Origin of the sequence: Pseudomonas sp. P7548, assembly GCF_013386585.1 — a bacterium.
Classification (GTDB): domain Bacteria; phylum Pseudomonadota; class Gammaproteobacteria; order Pseudomonadales; family Pseudomonadaceae; genus Aquipseudomonas.
Window position 1 is genome coordinate 39690 of the sequence record NZ_JACARO010000035.1, and the last position, 17148, is coordinate 56837.

The 17148-nt window shown below is 61.8% G+C and carries 15 protein-coding genes; 6 read left to right on the top strand and 9 right to left on the bottom strand.

The annotated features are described in order from the left end of the window. Positions 1-19 precede the first annotated feature (19 nt). The gene (gene rlmM, locus HX803_RS14515) at positions 20-1096 is read right to left on the bottom strand and encodes a 23S rRNA (cytidine(2498)-2'-O)-methyltransferase RlmM (protein WP_178921525.1); all 1077 of its coding nucleotides are present in this window, start codon (positions 1094-1096) and stop codon (positions 20-22) included. A 196-nt stretch (positions 1097-1292) separates the two neighbouring features. On the opposite strand from rlmM, the gene acnA reads away from it, so the two are divergent. Continuing rightward, positions 1293-4034, top strand: coding sequence for an aconitate hydratase AcnA (acnA, locus tag HX803_RS14520; protein ID WP_178921527.1), 2742 nt, complete (start codon positions 1293-1295; stop codon positions 4032-4034). Positions 4035-4162: 128 nt separating this feature from the next. Here the strand turns inward: acnA and HX803_RS14525 are convergent, their stop codons facing one another. After that, positions 4163-5101: an aspartyl/asparaginyl beta-hydroxylase domain-containing protein gene (locus HX803_RS14525; protein WP_178921529.1), complete on the bottom strand. Its 939-nt coding sequence runs from the start codon at positions 5099-5101 to the stop codon at positions 4163-4165. Between the two features lie 109 nt (positions 5102-5210). Next, complete coding sequence (gene cysK, locus HX803_RS14530; RefSeq protein WP_178921531.1) at positions 5211-6185, bottom strand: cysteine synthase A; 975 nt, start codon at positions 6183-6185, stop codon at positions 5211-5213. A 124-nt stretch (positions 6186-6309) separates the two neighbouring features. Between cysK and HX803_RS14535 the strand changes: the two genes are divergently transcribed. From HX803_RS14535 to HX803_RS14545, 3 genes are all read left to right on the top strand, one after another. Further along, positions 6310-7386: a DUF748 domain-containing protein gene (locus HX803_RS14535; protein WP_178921533.1), complete on the top strand. Its 1077-nt coding sequence runs from the start codon at positions 6310-6312 to the stop codon at positions 7384-7386. A 233-nt stretch (positions 7387-7619) separates the two neighbouring features. Further along, positions 7620-8465, top strand: a complete 846-nt coding sequence (locus HX803_RS14540) for a MoxR family ATPase (protein ID WP_034112447.1) — start codon at positions 7620-7622, stop codon at positions 8463-8465. Further along, positions 8465-9643, top strand: a complete 1179-nt coding sequence (locus tag HX803_RS14545; protein ID WP_176995322.1) for a VWA domain-containing protein — start codon at positions 8465-8467, stop codon at positions 9641-9643. Before HX803_RS14540 ends, HX803_RS14545 begins: the two co-directional genes overlap by 1 nt. Positions 9644-9724: 81 nt before the next feature. On the opposite strand, the gene HX803_RS14550 is transcribed toward HX803_RS14545, so the two are convergent. From HX803_RS14550 to HX803_RS14560, 3 genes are read right to left on the bottom strand one after another with little or no spacing between them, the layout of a single operon-like run. Beyond that, the gene (locus HX803_RS14550; protein WP_178921535.1) at positions 9725-10639 is read right to left on the bottom strand and encodes a biotin-dependent carboxyltransferase family protein; all 915 of its coding nucleotides are present in this window, start codon (positions 10637-10639) and stop codon (positions 9725-9727) included. Further along, the gene (locus HX803_RS14555) at positions 10636-11340 is read right to left on the bottom strand and encodes an allophanate hydrolase subunit 1 (protein ID WP_178921537.1); all 705 of its coding nucleotides are present in this window, start codon (positions 11338-11340) and stop codon (positions 10636-10638) included. The genes HX803_RS14550 and HX803_RS14555 overlap by 4 nt, the downstream gene beginning before the upstream one ends. Next, entirely contained in the window at positions 11337-12077 is a 741-nt protein-coding gene (locus HX803_RS14560) for a 5-oxoprolinase subunit PxpA (protein WP_178921539.1), read from the bottom strand. The genes HX803_RS14555 and HX803_RS14560 overlap by 4 nt, the downstream gene beginning before the upstream one ends. 173 nt (positions 12078-12250) lie before the next feature. On the opposite strand from HX803_RS14560, the gene HX803_RS14565 reads away from it, so the two are divergent. After that, positions 12251-13102, top strand: a complete 852-nt coding sequence (locus HX803_RS14565) for a LysR family transcriptional regulator (protein WP_178921542.1) — start codon at positions 12251-12253, stop codon at positions 13100-13102. A gap of 70 nt (positions 13103-13172) precedes the next feature. Here HX803_RS14565 and HX803_RS14570 read toward each other — a convergent pair whose 3' ends face one another. From HX803_RS14570 to HX803_RS14580, 3 genes are read right to left on the bottom strand one after another with little or no spacing between them, the layout of a single operon-like run. Continuing rightward, positions 13173-13715: a DUF2937 family protein gene (locus tag HX803_RS14570; RefSeq protein WP_178921544.1), complete on the bottom strand. Its 543-nt coding sequence runs from the start codon at positions 13713-13715 to the stop codon at positions 13173-13175. Positions 13716-13726: 11 nt separating this feature from the next. Then, on the bottom strand, positions 13727-14503 hold the full coding sequence (locus HX803_RS14575) for a class II glutamine amidotransferase (RefSeq protein ID WP_176995316.1): 777 nt from the start codon (positions 14501-14503) through the stop codon (positions 13727-13729). Between the two features lie 21 nt (positions 14504-14524). Next, complete coding sequence (locus HX803_RS14580) at positions 14525-15055, bottom strand: MFS transporter (RefSeq protein WP_178921546.1); 531 nt, start codon at positions 15053-15055, stop codon at positions 14525-14527. 24 nt (positions 15056-15079) lie between these two features. On the opposite strand from HX803_RS14580, the gene HX803_RS14585 reads away from it, so the two are divergent. After that, complete coding sequence (locus tag HX803_RS14585; RefSeq protein WP_178921548.1) at positions 15080-17122, top strand: S9 family peptidase; 2043 nt, start codon at positions 15080-15082, stop codon at positions 17120-17122. The last annotated feature ends 26 nt before the right edge of the window (positions 17123-17148 follow it).

The window sequence follows — 17148 nt, forward strand, 5'->3', positions numbered from 1 at the left end:
CCCGCTCCCACATTTGATATCAGTGCTTTTTGGGTTTCTTCGCACTTTCAAGCCGACGCAGATGGCAGGTCACTTCCTCACGGTCGTGGTACAGCTGCTTGCAGCCAATCTCCACACGAATGCCGCGGGCCTTGAAGCCTTCTTCGATGCGCTCCAACAAGCGCTTCACTTCGGCATAACGCTGCTTCATCGGCAATTTCAGGTTCACCACGGCTTCGCGGCAATGCCCTTCCCCGATCCAGGTTTCCAGCAGCGCGGCGTTACGGGCCGGCTTCTCTACGATATCGCAGACCATCCAGTCCACTGGCTGCTTGGGCACGAAGGTGAAGCCGTCGGCCATCAGGTGCTGCACCAGGCCGGTGTCCATCAGGCTTTCGGCCATGGGGCCGTTGTCGATGGCGGTCACCAGCATGCCGCGATTGACCAGTTGCCAGGTCCAACCGCCCGGCGCGGCGCCGAGGTCGACGCCGGTCATGTCGCCGTGCAAGCGCTCATCCCATTGGTCGCGAGGGATGAAGTGGTGCCAGGCCTCTTCCAGCTTGAGGGTCGAGCGGCTCGGCGCTTCACGGGGGAATTTGAGGCGCGGGATGCCCATCGGCCACATCGCCGAGTTGTTCGACTCGGCCAGGCCCATAAACACTTCGCGGCCGCTCTTGAAGGTCAGCAGCAGGCGTGGCTTGCTCGGGTCGTCCACCAGCTTGCCGGCGTTGAGCAGGGCTTTGCGCAGGTGCACTTCGAACTTCTTGCAGAAGTTCGACAGCTCTTTGCCGTCGTTGGTGTCGACCATTTCCAGCCACAGGCTGCCGCACACCGGGAATTCGCGCAGGTGGGCAAGAATCACGCTGATGCGGTCGGTTTCCGGCAGGTCGATGAACACCCCGCGCGCCCATTGCCGTGGAAAGATCAGCTCGGCAAAACGCTGGCCGTGCATCAGGCGCTGGGCGCCGTCTTCTTCGGTGCAGACGAATTCGGCACAGGCGCTGCCGGTCTTGGCCTTGGCGTAGCCGGAAACGTTCAGGCGCGCGGCGTGCTCCGCGATTTCGGAACAGACTTCGCCTTCAAAACCCGGGCGGCAGTGCATAAAAAGGGTGTTCATCAACTCTCCAAGTGAATCAACCGACCTTGCGCTGTCGCAATGCCTGTCATGAAAACCCGCGCATGATAACGGACTTCGGAACCTTGGACTCAACGATAGAGTCCAGTTATTAGCCTGCTAATGAAAACAGGGCTAAGTTGATAGCTCTGTTCGTCCCGTCAGGTCCGTAGCCGTGCGGACCATAAGGAGTCGTGTCATGTCATCGCTTGATAGCCTGAGAACCCTTAAGACCCTGCAAATAGACAGTAAAACCTACCACTACTTCAGCCTGCCCGAAGCCGCAAAGAGCCTGGGTGACCTGGACAAGCTGCCGATGTCCCTCAAGGTGCTGCTGGAAAACCTGCTGCGCTGGGAAGACAACAAAACCGTCACCGGCGCCGACCTCAAGGCCATCGCCGCCTGGCTCAAAGAGCGCCAGTCCGACCGCGAGATCCAATACCGCCCTGCCCGCGTGCTGATGCAAGACTTTACCGGCGTGCCCGCCGTGGTCGACCTGGCCGCCATGCGTGCCGCCGTGGCCAAGGCCGGGGGCGACCCGCAGCGCATCAACCCGCTGTCACCCGTGGACCTGGTGATCGACCACTCGGTGATGGTCGACAAGTTCGGCAGTACCAGCGCCTTCGAGCAGAACGTCGACATCGAGATGCAGCGCAACGGCGAACGCTACGCCTTCCTGCGCTGGGGCCAGAGCGCCTTCGACAACTTCAGCGTAGTGCCACCGGGCACCGGCATCTGCCACCAGGTCAACCTCGAATACCTGGGCCGCACCGTGTGGACCAAGGACGAAGACGGTCGCACCTACGCCTTCCCCGACACCTTGGTAGGCACCGACTCCCACACCACCATGATCAACGGCCTGGGCGTGCTGGGCTGGGGCGTGGGCGGTATCGAAGCGGAAGCGGCCATGCTCGGCCAGCCGGTGTCGATGCTGATCCCGGAAGTGATCGGCTTCAAGCTCACCGGCAAACTGAAAGAAGGCATCACCGCCACCGACCTGGTGCTGACCGTCACCCAGATGCTGCGCAAGAAAGGCGTGGTGGGTAAATTCGTCGAGTTCTATGGCGACGGCCTAGCCGATTTGCCGTTGGCCGACCGCGCCACCATCGCCAACATGGCCCCGGAATATGGCGCCACCTGCGGCTTTTTCCCGGTGGATGAAGTGACGTTGGACTACTTGCGCTTGTCCGGCCGCCCTGCCGAAACCGTCCAACTGGTAGAGGCCTACACCAAGGCCCAGGGCCTGTGGCGCAACGCGGGCCAGGAACCGGTGTTCACCGACACCCTAGCCCTGGACATGGGCAGCGTCGAAGCCAGCCTGGCCGGGCCGAAGCGCCCGCAAGACCGCGTGGCGCTGCCGAATGTGGGCCAGGCGTTCAGTGACTTTCTCGACCTGCAATTCAAACCCGCCAGCAAGGAAGAAGGCCGCCTGGAAAGTGAAGGCGGTGGCGGTGTTGCCGTGGGCAATGCCGACCTGGTGGGCGAAACCGACTATGAATACGACGGCCACACCTATCGCCTGAAAAACGGCGCGGTGGTGATCGCGGCGATCACCTCGTGCACCAACACGTCGAACCCCAGCGTGATGATGGCGGCCGGGCTGGTGGCGAAGAAGGCCGTGGAAAAAGGCCTGACCCGCAAGCCGTGGGTGAAAACCTCGTTGGCGCCCGGCTCCAAAGTGGTCACCGACTACTACAAGGCCGCAGGCCTGACCCCCTACCTCGATCAACTCGGTTTCGACCTGGTGGGCTATGGCTGCACCACCTGCATCGGCAACTCCGGGCCGTTGCCCGAACCGATTGAAAAAGCCATCCAGAAGGCCGACCTCGCGGTGGCCTCGGTACTCTCCGGCAACCGCAACTTCGAAGGCCGCGTGCACCCGCTGGTGAAAACCAACTGGCTGGCTTCGCCACCGCTGGTGGTCGCTTATGCGCTGGCCGGTACGGTGCGTATCGATATCAGCAGCGAACCGCTGGGCGAAGGCAAGGACGGCAAGCCGGTGTACCTCAAGGACATCTGGCCAAGCAGTAAGGAAATTGCCGACGCCGTGGCCCAGGTCAACACCGGCATGTTCCACAAGGAATACGCCGAGGTGTTTGCTGGTGACGAGCAGTGGCAGGCCATTGAAGTGCCGCAGGCGGCGACTTACGTGTGGCAGAAGGATTCCACCTACATCCAGCATCCGCCGTTCTTTGATGACATTGCCGGGCCGCTGCCGGAAATCAAAGACGTCAAAGGTGCCCATGTACTGGCCCTGCTGGGGGACTCGGTGACCACCGACCACATCTCCCCCGCCGGCAACATCAAGACCGACAGCCCGGCCGGACGCTACCTGCGCGAGCAAGGCGTGGAACCGCGCGACTTCAACTCCTACGGCTCACGCCGGGGCAACCATGAAGTGATGATGCGCGGCACCTTTGCCAACATCCGTATCCGCAACGAAATGCTCGGCGGTGAGGAAGGCGGCAATACGCTGTACATCCCGACCGGCGAGAAGATGGCGATCTACGATGCCTCAATGAAATACCAGGCCTCGGGCACGCCGCTGGTGGTGGTTGCAGGGCAAGAGTACGGCACCGGTTCCAGCCGTGACTGGGCGGCCAAGGGCACCAACCTGTTGGGGGTCAAGGCGGTGATCGCCGAGAGCTTCGAGCGTATCCACCGCTCCAACCTGGTGGGCATGGGCGTGTTGCCGTTGCAGTTCAAGCTGGATCAGAACCGCAAAACGCTCAAGCTGACAGGCAAGGAGAAGATCGACATCCTTGGGCTGACCGACGTGGAGATCGCGCCGCGGATGAACCTGACGCTGGTGATTACGCGGGAGGATGGCAGCCGCGAGAAGGTGGAGGTGTTGTGCCGGATCGATACGCTCAATGAAGTGGAGTACTTCAAGTCGGGCGGGATCTTGCACTATGTGCTGCGCCAGCTAATCGCCTCCTAAGCAACACTGCAAAACCAAATGTGGGAGCGGGCTTGCTCGCGAATGCGGTGGATCAGTCAAGTATGTATCAACTGACACTCCGCATTCGCGAGCAAGCCCGCTCCCACATTTTTTGATTGTGTTTCAAATTAGCCGAACAGCCACTTCCACAGCAGCACCAGCACCACCACCGCCAGCACCGGCCGCGCAATGCGGTAGGCCTTGGGGTATTTGCGCTTCCACTGCTTGACCCCACCACTGAACTTGTCGCTGAAGGTCTTGCTCCAGGCATAGGCCTGGTTGATCCCGCCGACACGTTCGTCGTCCAGGTTCTGCGGCGCGGTGGCGCGGCCCAGTTGCTGGCTGACCCAACGGTTGACGCGGGTCATCAGGCGGTTGCTCAGGGGGCGTTCGATGTCGCAGAACAGGATCACACGGGTCTGTTCGGTTTCGTTTTTCACCCAGTGCACGTAGGTTTCGTCGAACATCACGTCTTCACCGTCGCGCCAGGCGTAGACCTGGCCATCAACGAAGATGCGGCAGTCGTCGGAGTTTGGCGTGGACAGTCCCAGGTGATACCGCAGGGAACCGGCGAACGGGTCACGGTGCGGGTTGAGGTGGCTGCCACCCGGCAACAGTGCGAACATCGCGCCTTTCACGTTGGGAATGCTGCTGACCAGCGCCACGGTTTTCGGGCACAGCGCCTCGGCCGAGGGCAGGGGTTTGTCGTACCACTTGAGGTAGAAGCGCTTCCAGCCCTTCTTGAAGAAGGAACCGAAACCGGCGTCGTTGTTCTTCTCGGCCGCGCGGATGTAACCCTCGTCGAACAGGTGCATGGCCTCTTCGCGGATCACTTCCCAGTTGTCCTTGAGCACATCCAGTTCCGGGAACTTGCTGCGGTCCAGGTAGGGCTTGGACGGCACGGCCGAAAACAGGTACATCAAGGCGTTATAGGGGGCGAACAGCGCCGAATGGTTGACGAACTGGCGCAACATCGGCAAACGCGCCTTGCCGCGCAGGTGCACGTACAACGTGCTGCCGATAAACAACGCCAGCACGGACAGCTTGGCGGCCAAAGAAAAGGTCATGCAGCAACTCCTGAAAATAAGCGCCTGGCCAACAGCAGACGTAGCAGCCGGCCATGATAAACAGTTGGGCCAGTATGCAGAAGGCCTAAGGTATTGGCGCTGACATACATCAAGCCTGGTTTTCTTGATCGGTAAACAAATCGCTGAACAGCATGCTCGACAGGTAGCGCTCGCCGGAGTCCGGCAGCACCACCACGATGGTCTTGCCCTGCATTTCCGGCTTCTCGGCCAGGCGCACCGCCACGGCCATCGCCGCGCCGCAGGAGATACCGCACAGGATCCCCTCTTCCTGCATCAAGCGCAGGGCCATGGCCTTGGATTCGTCATCGGTGACCAACTCCACGCGGTCGACCATCGACAAATCCAGGTTTTTCGGCACGAAACCGGCGCCGATCCCCTGGATCTTGTGGGGGCTGGGCTTGATTTCTTCACCGGCCAGCGCCTGGGTGATCACCGGCGACACGATCGGCTCGACCGCCACCGAGAGAATCGGCTTGCCCGCAATGTTCTTGATGTAACGCGACACGCCAGTGATGGTGCCGCCCGTGCCCACACCGGCAACCAGCACGTCGACCGCGCCGTCGGTGTCGTTCCAGATTTCCGGACCAGTGGTTTTCTCGTGGATCGCCGGGTTGGCCGGGTTTTCGAATTGGCCCGGCATAAAATAGGTGGCCGGGTCGCTGGCAACAATTTCTGCGGCTTTGGCGATGGCACCGGGCATGCCCTTGGCCGGCTCGGTCAGCACCAGCTCGGCGCCCAGGGCCTTGAGCACTTTGCGCCGTTCGATGCTCATGGACGCCGGCATGGTCAGCAGCAATTTGTAGCCACGGGCGGCAGCGACAAACGCCAGGCCAATCCCGGTGTTGCCCGAGGTCGGTTCTACAATGGTCATGCCGGGCTTGAGTTTGCCGGTGCTTTCCGCGTCCCAGATCATGTTGGCGCCAATGCGGCACTTCACCGAGTAGCCTGGGTTGCGTCCTTCGATCTTGGCCAGGATGGTCACGCCACGCGGGGCGATCCGGTTGATCTGCACCAGGGGCGTGTTACCGATGGAGTGCGCGTTGTCTGCAAAGATGCGGCTCATGACGGATCCTATTGGGCGGTTTCAGGAAGGCCCCAAGGGTATGCCTCGTGCTGCAACGCGTCCAGTCAGAGGAACGTTGCGCACCTCCCGGCAGTCCATCGCCTACCTGCATGGAGAACATCCGATGAAACGTCGCTACAGCTGGCCGCTATGGACCGTCGCCGGGCTGGTGGTGGTGCTGGTCGCCCTGGACCTCGCCCTGCCCTATCTGGTGCGCAACTACTTGAATGACAAGCTTGCCGACATGGGCGACTACCGTGGCCGCGTGGCCGACGTGGACCTGGCGCTGTGGCGCGGCGCGTACAAGATCAATGGCCTGGAGATTACCAAGGTCGATGGCAAAGTACCGGTGCCGTTCGTCAAGGCGCCGTTGATCGACCTGGCGGTGAGCTGGCCGTCGCTGATCAATGACCATGCGGTGGTCGCCAAGGTGCGTTTTATCAACCCCGAGGTGAACTTCGTCGATGGCGGCGCCAACAAGCAGGCGTCCCAGACCGGTAAGGGCACCGACTGGCGGGCGCAACTGGGCAAGCTGCTGCCGATCACCCTCGACGAAGTGCGCATCGAAGACGGCAAGATCGCCTTTCGTAACTTCAGCTCCAAGCCACCGGTCAACATCAACGCCACGGCGGTTAACGCCAGCTTCTATAACCTGACCAACGTGGTCGACGTCAAAGGTAAGCGCGACGCCCGCTTCGAAGGCAAAGCCCTGCTGCAAGGCCAGGCGCCCCTGGAAGCCACGGCCACCTTTGACCCGCTGAGCAATTTCGAAAACTTCGAGTTCCGCTTTCGCGCCAAGGACCTGCAGCTCAAGCGCATGAACGACTTCGCCTCGGCCTACGGCAAGTTCGACTTCAAGGCCGGTACCGGCGATGTGGTGATCGAAGCCCAGGCCGAAAAGGGCCAACTGACCGGCTATATCAAGCCGCTGTTGCGCGACGTGGAAGTGTTCGACTGGCAGCAGGACGTGGAAAACAAAGACAAGAACATCTTCCGCTCGATCTGGGAGGCGGTGGTGGGCGCCAGTGAAACCGTGCTGAAAAACCAGAGCAAAAACCAATTCGCCACCCGCGTGGAACTCAGCGGCAACGTGCATCAGCAAAATGTCAGCGCGTTCTCTGCGTTTTTGGCGATTTTGCGTAACGGTTTTATCCAGGCCTTCAATGCACGCTACGAACAGCCCAAGCCCAGCACCGACTAAGACATCCCTATTATTTGTAGTGAGCGGGCTTGCCCCGCGCCACGCCAGACCAAACACCGCTCATTCGCTGGCGAAACCGGGCGTTTGGAGTGACGCCGCGCGGGGCAAGCCCGCTCACTACAATAATTGGGGTGGCGTGACCGGCCATTCAGAGACTGAATAACCCGTCTGCGTTCACAGTCGCCGGGGCTGCGCGGTATAGTCCGGGCATTGATGAATGCGAGGAAACACCGATGAAGTTCGAAGGCACCCAGGCCTATGTGGCTACCGATGACCTGAAACTGGCCGTCAACGCCGCCATCACCCTGGAGCGGCCGCTGCTGGTCAAGGGCGAGCCCGGCACCGGCAAGACCATGCTGGCCGAGCAACTGGCCGAGTCCTTCGGCGCCAAGCTGATCACCTGGCACATCAAGTCCACCACCAAGGCCCACCAGGGCCTGTACGAGTACGACGCGGTCAGCCGCTTGCGCGACTCGCAACTGGGCGTGGACAAAGTGCACGACGTGCGCAACTACCTGAAGAAGGGCAAGCTCTGGGAAGCCTTCGAGTCCGACGAGCGGGTGATCCTGCTGATCGATGAAATCGACAAGGCCGACATCGAGTTCCCCAACGACCTGCTGCAAGAACTCGACAAGATGGAGTTCTACGTCTACGAAATCGACGAGACCATCAAGGCCAAGAAACGCCCGATCATCATCATTACCTCCAACAACGAAAAAGAGCTGCCGGACGCTTTCCTGCGCCGTTGCTTCTTCCACTACATCGCCTTCCCCGACCGCACCACCCTGCAGAAGATCGTGGATGTGCACTACCCCGATATCAAGAAAGACCTGGTCAGCGAAGCGCTGGACGTGTTCTTCGACGTACGCAAAGTACCGGGCCTGAAGAAAAAGCCCTCCACCTCCGAACTGGTGGACTGGCTCAAGCTGCTGATGGCCGACAACATCGGCGAGGCCGTGCTGCGCGAGCGTGACCCGACCAAGGCGATCCCACCCTTGGCCGGCGCCCTGGTGAAGAACGAGCAAGACGTGCAGTTGCTGGAGCGTCTGGCGTTCATGAGCCGTCGCGGTAATCGCTGATGCTGCTCAACCTGTTCAATGAGATGCGTGCCGCCAAGGTGCCGGTGTCGGTGCGCGAGCTGCTCGACCTGATCAACGCCCTGAAAATGCGCGTGACCTTCGCCGACATGGACGAGTTTTATTACTTGGCCCGGGCGATCCTGGTGAAGGACGAACGGCATTTCGACAAGTTCGACCGAGCCTTCGGCGCCTATTTCAACGGCCTGGAAAAGCTCGACGACCACTTGCAGGCGCTGATCCCGGAAGACTGGCTGCGCAAGGAATTCGAACGTTCGCTGACCGACGAAGAACGCGCGCAGATCCAGTCCCTCGGCGGCCTCGACAAGTTGATCGAAGAATTCAAGAAGCGCCTGGAAGAACAGAAGGAACGCCACGCCGGCGGCAACAAGTGGATCGGCACCGGTGGCACCAGCCCGTTTGGCTCCGGGGGCTACAACCCCGAAGGCATTCGCGTGGGTGACGCCGGCAAGCGCCAGGGCAAGGCGGTGAAGGTGTGGGACCAGCGCGAGTACAAGAACCTCGACGACGGGGTGGAACTGGGTACGCGCAATATCAAGATCGCCCTGCGTCGCCTGCGCAAGTTCGCGCGCCAGGGGGCGGCCGACGAGCTGGACATCGACGGCACCATCGACCACACCGCCCGCGATGCCGGTTTACTGAACATCCAGATGCGCCCGGAGCGGCGCAACACCATCAAGCTGTTGCTGCTGTTTGATATCGGCGGCTCGATGGACGCCCACGTGAAGATCTGCGAAGAGCTGTTCTCGGCGTGCAAGACCGAGTTCAAGCACCTGGAGTATTTCTACTTCCACAACTTCGTGTACGAATCGGTGTGGAAGAACAATCAGCGGCGCACCTCGGAACGCACCTCCACCCAGGACCTGCTGCATAAATACGGCGCCGACTACAAAGTGATCTTCATCGGCGATGCGTCGATGGCACCGTACGAGATCACCCAGGCGGGCGGCAGCGTAGAGCACTGGAATGAAGAACCGGGTTATGTGTGGATGCAGCGCTTCATGGCCAAGTACAAGAAGCTGATCTGGATTAACCCGTACCCGAAGGACACCTGGGGTTACACGGCGTCGACGGGAATTGTGCGCGAGTTGATTGAAGACCAGATGTACCCGCTGACCTTGCGGGGCCTGGAAGAAGGGATGCGCTTTCTTTCCAAATAGGCGGTGTGCTCACTGACGCTATCGCAGGCAAGCCAGCTCCCACAGGGGAATGCATTTCAAANNGGCTTGCCTGCGATGCTTTTAGCTGTTCAAAAATCGCTGGAGGAAATCGATGTGCTGCTGGTGCGCCGTCTCTTGCACCATCGGCGCCAACCGTACCTTCTCCCCCGGCAGACACTGCGCCAGCCGTGCCAGCGACAATGGCGTCAACGCCCCCAGGCGAGGGTAACCGCCAATGGTCTGCCGGTCATTGAGCAACACGATCGGCTGCCCATCCGGGGGCACCTGGATCGCCCCCAGCGGGATCCCTTCGGAAATCAACGACGGCCCCTGATACTGCAACGGCGTGCCCAGCAGGCGCATGCCCATGCGGTCGGCGCGGCTGTCCAAGGCCCACTCGGTGTTGAAGGCATCGAACAGGCTCTGGCCGCTGAACTGGCCGATCTGTGCGCCGACAATCACGTCCAGCGGCGCCTTGGCCGGCAAGGCGTGGTCGCCCAACACCTTCATCGCGCCGCCCACCCCGGAATACGCCAGGTACCCGCCTTCGGCCAGCGCCTTGCCAAAACCATCCACCCCGCCCAGCTCTTCGCGCACAACCGTGGCGCTGCTGCCCAGCACCTGCGGCGCATCAAACCCGCCCGGCGCCGCCAAGTAGGCCCGCGCGCCGCTGAACGGCTGGGTAAAGCGCAAACGCTGACCCTTTTGCAGGATAAAACTGCGTCCGGGGCTGATGGCACGCTCGTCGATGTAGGCCCCCAAATCCGCGCCAGCCAGGGCCAGCAAGCAATACCCCTCGGCCTGCACGGTAAACCCGCCCAGGGTGATTTCCACCACCGGCGCATCCAGCGCGTTGCCCAGCAGCCAGTTGGCCCAGGACATCGACACCCAATCCAGCGCACCGCCCTGGGTGACACCCAAATGGCGTACCCCAAAGCGGCCAGCGTCCTGCAACAGGCACAGCGGCGTGCTGGCTTCGATTAATAAGCGGGTCATGCCTGCGCCTCCAACGGCGTGTCATCGCCACCTAGCCTAATGAATTCAGCGTGATCGACGGACTCGAACCGCACCGTGTCGCCCGGCTGCATCAGGCTGTAGCCGTCACGCTCACGGTCAAACAACTTGGCTGGTGTGCGGCCGATCAGGTTCCAGCCGCCCGGCGACACCACCGGGTAGGCGGCGGTCTGCCGTTCGGCGATGCCGACGCTGCCCGCCGCCACGCGTTTGCGCGGGGTATTGAGCCGTGGGGTGGCGAGGATTTCATCCACCAGCCCCATGAAGGCAAAGCCCGGCGCAAAGCCAAGGGCGAACACCTGGTATTCATGGGCACTGTGACGACGGATCACCTCGTCGATACTCAGGCCGCTGCGCTGGCTGAGCAGGGTCAACTCGGGACCGACACTCAGGTCATACCACACGGGCAACACGTGGCACTGGCCGCCACCTTGGGCCTGCGGTTGCAGGTCCGCGAGCGCCTGGTCAATCAGCCCCCGTGCCTGGACCGGGCTCAACGCGCTGAGGTCGTAATGAACCATCAGGGTGGTGTAGGACGGCACCAGGTCCACCAGCGCCGCGCCAAAGCCTTCGCGCAGGCGCCCCGTGGCGGCGAGCATCCACGGCATGTTGGCTTCGGCTATCACCTCAAACAGACGCACCATCAGGCAGTCGATGGCCACCACTTCAATCCGTGCCTTCATGCTGGCTTCAATGCCTCGCGGATACGCTTCACGGCGGCAATCGAGCTGGCGTTGTCGCCGTGCACACACAGCGTGTTGGCCTGCAGGGCCAGGTCGCTGCCATCGCTGGCAACCAGGGCTTCGCCTCGGGACAGGGTCAGGGCCTGCTGCACGATGGTGTCGGCGTCGTGGTGCACGGCGCCGGGCAACTGGCGCGAGACCAAATGCCCCTTGGCGTCATAGGCGCGGTCGGCAAACGCTTCGAACCACAGGGTCACGCCGTACTCGTCGCCCAGGGCCTGTGCCGCGCTGTTGTCGCGGGTGGCCAGCAGCATCAGCGGCAGGTCGCCATAGGCCGCCACGGCCTGGATCACCGCGCGCAATTGCGCCGGGTTGGCCATCATGTCGTTGTACATTGCGCCGTGGGGTTTCACGTAGCTCACGCGCCCACCTTGGGCACGGCAGATACCGTCGAGCGCGCCGATCTGGTAGTGCAGCAGGTCCTGGATTTCCTGGGGGGTGTAGGCCATGGAGCGACGACCGAAGCCTTGCAGGTCCTGGTACGCCGGATGCGCCCCTACTTGCACACCGTGCTTGAGCGCCAGGCTGACGGTCTTGCGCATGATGCTCGGGTCGCCCGCATGGAAGCCGCAAGCCACGTTGGCGCAATCGATGAACGGCATGACCTCGGCGTCCAGACCCATGGTCCAGTTGCCAAAGCTTTCGCCGATGTCGCAATTCAAAAGCAGACGGCTCACGGTAGTTGCTCCTGTAGGCTTTATTTTTTGTAGTGTGGGATTTTTTATGCAGAACTCGCAACTTGTCCTGACCCCCCCACGACGCTTATCGTGGAATGGCTCGATTTTTGGCGTTTGCCCGGTGCGGCGTCCAACTAATAAAAACCGATCCATGCATAAGAAAAGTTGATCCCATGAATTTGAAGTTCCTCGAAACCTTCGTCTGGGTGGCCAAGCTCANNGAAAGCGAACTGGGGGTGAAGCTGTTTCTGCGCGACTCGCGGGGCGTGAGCCTGACCCCGGAAGGCGTGAAGGTGCTCGATTACGCCGAGCAGATGATGGTGACCATGCAGGGCCTCAAGCAGTCCCTGGAGACCACCAGCAGCAAGGTCGGGCGCATTCGGATCGGCGTCATGGACACGGTGATCCATACCTGGCTCAGCCCGTTGGTGGCGGAACTGATGGACCATTTCCCCCTGGTGGAAATCGAACTCGTCGCCGATACCGCACTCAACCTCAGCGATCAGCTGCAAAAAGGCTTCCTTGACCTGATCCTGCAGACCGACCTGCTGCGCCTCGAAACCGTGCGCAGCCTGGAGCTGGCCAGCCACCCCATGGCCTGGATCGTCGCCAGCCAATCGATCTACCACCGAGACTACGCGTCCCTCGCCGAACTGGCCCAGGAACGCATCATCACCTACTCGAAAAACTCCCACCCGCATCAGGACGTGCTTAGCCTGATGCAGGCCAACGGCGTGGCCGCGCCCCGGATGAGCTGTGTGAATTCGGTGTCGGCGATTACCCGGTTGTTGCGTGATGGCTTCGGGATCGGCGCGCTCCCGCCGGTGCTGGTCATGGAGGAACTGGCGCGAGGGGAATTGGTGATGCTGCCGATGGAGCAACGTTTGCCGAACTTGCAGGTGGTGGTGTCGTGGCGCGTGGGGGTGGAGTTGGTGGAGGAGATTGTCGGGCTGTGCCAGAGGGTCGTCGCCCGCTATGCCGAAGAAGTCGGCCCAGCGCGGATGCTACTGGCAAAACCCGATTAACCCTGTAGGAGCCTGGCTTGCCGGCGATAGCNNCAGGCCAGCCAGCTCCCACATTTGATCCGAGGTGTACTTACAATCCCTTCAGGTCACGCTCTTCGATCGGCCGGCTCTGGCGCAGGCGCTTGCCGCCCAACACAACCCAGTCGATCAGGCGGAACAGGCACTCGATGCCGAACGACAACAGCATCGCGCCGCCCAGGCCCCAGCCCATGGCCTCTGGCGTCAGCAGGATCTGATAGCTGTAGCCGTTCCAGGTTTCCAGGCGGATAGCCGGGTCGGCCGCCACGGCCACCTGCAACGCGCGGATGTACCACGGGCCTTGCATGGCCTGGAATTGCTTGTCGAGCACCAGTTGGCGGTCGAGTAACGAACCCAGGCTGTTGGCATCGCTGCGAAACACCGGGTCATCGCTGGCCCGGTAATGCGCCACCAGGGCCTGCAAGTCACCGTTGAAGAACTGCTGCGCCGTGGCATCAAACCCACGCAAGTTGGTCTGGGCCTCGATCAGGTGGGCTTCGACACGCTTGGCGTAGTCATTGATAAACCCCGGCACTTGCACGCCGACCAACAAACCAATGGCAAACAGCACCAACCGCAGATAGCTGAGCAACATGGGCGATATCCTTACTCGGTGATGCCCTGGCTGACGCATTCACCGCGCCGCCACAGGCTCCATTGGCCCGGTTCGTAGCGGGTCCAGTTTTCGTTGTCGGTCAAAGGTTCGGTGGCAATCACCGTCACCACGTCATTGGGGGTGGTTTCGGCCTGAAAATCGACGATCACGTCGACATCTTTCAAGCGCGCGGGACCAAACGGTGCACGCCGGGTAATCTGCGCCAGCTTGGTCGAGCAATAGCAGAACAACCAGTCGCCGTCGCTGAGCAGGCAGTTGAACACACCTTTGCTGCGGTATTCGGAACAGGCGGCGATCAGGTCCGGCAGCACCTGCTCGATGTCCACCGGCTCTGGAAACGCCTCGCGGACACGGTTGAGCAAGTCGCAGAACGCCGCTTCGCTGTCGGTATCGCCCACCGGGCGGTAGAAGGTGGCGCGGGGGTTGAAGTCCGCCAACTGGCCGTTGTGCGCAAAGCACCAGTTGCGGCCCCACAGTTCGCGCACGAACGGGTGGGTGTTGGACAGGCACACTTTGCCCACGTTGGCCTGGCGGATATGGCCAATCACCACTTCGCTCTTGATAGGGTAACGCTGCACCAGCAGTGCCACTTCCGACTCGCTGCTGGCGGCCGGGTCCTGGAACAAACGCAGGCCACGGCCTTCATAGAACGCGATACCCCACCCATCCCGGTGGGGGCCGGTGCGCCCACCGCGCTGCATCAGCCCGGTGAAGCTGAACACGATATCGGTGGGGACGTTGGCACTCATGCCCAATAATTCACACATGCCAGGGCTCTCGCTGCAACGTTAAAGGCGCGGTTCAACCCGCATGCCGCTCACCGGGGCCGGGCGACGGAAAGGTTCGTCATCTTCCTGCGGCTCGGCGGCCAGGGCAGCGTCAGCCGCGGCCTTGCGCTCACGACGGGCCTTGGCGGCGCGTTCGATGGGCCAGCGGATCAACACAATCACCAGGTACACGCCAAACGCGATCATCGTGTACATGAACAAGTCGGAGATGGCCCGCCAGGCGTTGTTGCCGACCTTGAGCACCAGGTCCAGGGCGGTAATCGCCACGGCCGGGGCAAATTGGGTCTTGACCGGGTCGACGATGGTCGGGCTGAACAACAGCACCGCCATCAGCAATTGCAGCGGCTCGCGCAACCAGCGCCAGATCCAGCGGGTCATGCGCCACCACACCAACAGGCAGCCCAAAGCGGCGAAGGCGTAAAGGCCCCAAGCGGTCAGATAGTCGTTCTCGGTCATGGTGTCCATGGCAAGGTAGGCAAACAGGCCGCTATGATAACGGCTTTTCGGTGTCTCGGCTGCAATGCCGGCCACCTTCCGCCAGATAGAGAATAATCCATGCCTACATCGCTCGCCCCGATTGCCCGCAAGGCCGAAGGCCCAGACCCGTATGCCTGGCTCCAAGAGCGTGACAGCAGCGACGTCCTCGATTACCTCAAGGCCGAAAATGCCTGGCAGGAGGCTCAGCTCGCCGACCAGCAAGACCTGCGCGAAACCCTGTTCGAAGAGATCAAGGGCCGCATCCTGGAGACCGACCTGTCCCTGCCCTCCCCCTGGGGCCCGTACCTCTACTACACGCGCACCACGGCCGGCGACGAATACGCCCGCCACTACCGCTGCCGCCGCCCCGCCGACGACAGCAACACGGTGGACGGCAGCAGCGAAGAACTGCTGCTGGACCCGAACGTGCTGGCCAATGGCGGCTTTTTTTCACTGGGCGCGTTCAGCATCAGCCCCGACCATCAGCGCCTGGCCTACAGCCTGGACACCAGCGGTGAAGAAATCTTCACCCTGTACGTGAAGGAGTTGGCCACCGGCAAGGTCAGCGAACTGGAGTTTGAAAACTGCGACGGCAGCATGACCTGGGCCAACGACAGCCTGACCCTGTTCTTCGGAGAGCTGGACGACACCCACCGCCCGCACAAGCTGTATCGCTATCGCCTGGATGGCACGGCGGCGCAGGAAGTGTTCCATGAGCCGGACGGACGTTTCTTCCTGCATTGCTATCGCTCCAGCTCCGAGCGCCAATTGCTGCTCGCGCTGGGCAGCAAGACCACCAGCGAAATCTGGGCCCTGGACGCCGAGCAGCCGCACCTGGACTTCACCTGCCTGGCGCCACGGGTCGAGGACCATGAATACGATGTCGACCATGGCCAGTTGAATGGCGCGTGGACCTGGTTCATCCGCAGCAACCGTGATGGCATCAACTACGCCTTGTTCGTGGCGACCGACATTGGCGACGTGCCGACCGAAAGCGAATGGCAGAACCTGATTCCCCACAGCGATGAGGTGATGCTCGACGGCGTCAGCCTGAATGCCAGCGCCATGACTCTGAGCCTGCGCATCGGCGGCCTGCCGGTGATCGAAGTGCACCCCGAGGGCAAATCGGCGTATCGCGTGGAATTGCCCGACGCCGCCTACAGCCTCTACGTACAGAACAGCCTGGAATTTGCCAGCAACAAGATCCGCCTGCGCTACGAGGCCCTGAACCGCCCGGCCCAAGTGCGCCAGCTCGAACTGGCCAGCGGCGCGCAGCAGGTGCTCAAGGAGACGCCGGTGCTCGGCGTGTTCAACGCCGACGACTACGTCAGCCAGCGCCTGTGGGCCACGTCGGTCGATGGCACCCAGGTGCCGATCAGCCTGGTGGTCAAGCGCGACCACCTCGGCAAGCCAACGCCGCTGTACCTGTATGGCTATGGTGCCTACGGTTCAAGCCTCGACCCGTGGTTCTCCCACGCGCGCCTGAGCCTGCTGGACCGGGGCGTGGCGTTTGCCATCGCGCATGTGCGCGGCGGCGGCGAGCTGGGTGAAGCCTGGTACCGCAACGGTAAGCAGGCACACAAGCAGAACACCTTCAGCGACTTCATTGCCTGCGCCGAACACCTGATTGCCCAAGGCCTGACCACCTCCCAACAACTGGCCATCAGCGGTGGCAGTGCCGGTGGCCTGCTGATCGGTGCGGTGCTCAACCAGCGCCCGGAACTGTTCCAGGCGGCGATTGCCGAGGTGCCGTTCGTCGACGTGCTCAACACCATGCTCGACCCGGAGCTGCCGTTGACCATCACCGAGTACGACGAGTGGGGCAACCCCGAAGAACCCGAGGTGTATGCGCGTATCAAGGCCTATGCGCCGTATGAAAACGTCAGCGCCCAAGCCTACCCGCACCTGCTGGTGATTGCCGGCTACAACGACAGCCGCGTGCAGTACTGGGAAGCGGCCAAGTGGGTGGCCAAGCTGCGCGACACCAAGACCGACGACAACCTGCTGCTGCTCAAGACCGAACTGGGCGCCGGCCATGGCGGGATGAGCGGTCGTTACCAGGGATTACGTGACGTAGCGCTCGAATATGGATTTGTGTTCAAGGCGTTGGGGCTGATTTAAGGAACTTAGTGCGGCGGTCCTGTCTG

Bases quoted from the DNA above. Each gene is read 5' to 3' on its own strand.
- rlmM (WP_178921525.1), bottom strand. From the start codon at position 1,096: ATGAACACCCTTTTTATGCACTGCCGCCCGGGTTTTGAAGGCGAAGTC.
- acnA (WP_178921527.1), top strand. From the start codon at position 1,293: ATGTCATCGCTTGATAGCCTGAGAACCCTTAAGACCCTGCAAATAGAC.
- HX803_RS14525 (WP_178921529.1), bottom strand. From the start codon at position 5,101: ATGACCTTTTCTTTGGCCGCCAAGCTGTCCGTGCTGGCGTTGTTTATC.
- cysK (WP_178921531.1), bottom strand. From the start codon at position 6,185: ATGAGCCGCATCTTTGCAGACAACGCGCACTCCATCGGTAACACGCCC.
- HX803_RS14535 (WP_178921533.1), top strand. From the start codon at position 6,310: ATGAAACGTCGCTACAGCTGGCCGCTATGGACCGTCGCCGGGCTGGTG.
- HX803_RS14540 (WP_034112447.1), top strand. From the start codon at position 7,620: ATGAAGTTCGAAGGCACCCAGGCCTATGTGGCTACCGATGACCTGAAA.
- HX803_RS14545 (WP_176995322.1), top strand. From the start codon at position 8,465: ATGCTGCTCAACCTGTTCAATGAGATGCGTGCCGCCAAGGTGCCGGTG.
- HX803_RS14550 (WP_178921535.1), bottom strand. From the start codon at position 10,639: ATGACCCGCTTATTAATCGAAGCCAGCACGCCGCTGTGCCTGTTGCAG.
- HX803_RS14555 (WP_178921537.1), bottom strand. From the start codon at position 11,340: ATGAAGGCACGGATTGAAGTGGTGGCCATCGACTGCCTGATGGTGCGT.
- HX803_RS14570 (WP_178921544.1), bottom strand. From the start codon at position 13,715: ATGTTGCTCAGCTATCTGCGGTTGGTGCTGTTTGCCATTGGTTTGTTG.
- HX803_RS14575 (WP_176995316.1), bottom strand. From the start codon at position 14,503: ATGTGTGAATTATTGGGCATGAGTGCCAACGTCCCCACCGATATCGTG.
- HX803_RS14585 (WP_178921548.1), top strand. From the start codon at position 15,080: ATGCCTACATCGCTCGCCCCGATTGCCCGCAAGGCCGAAGGCCCAGAC.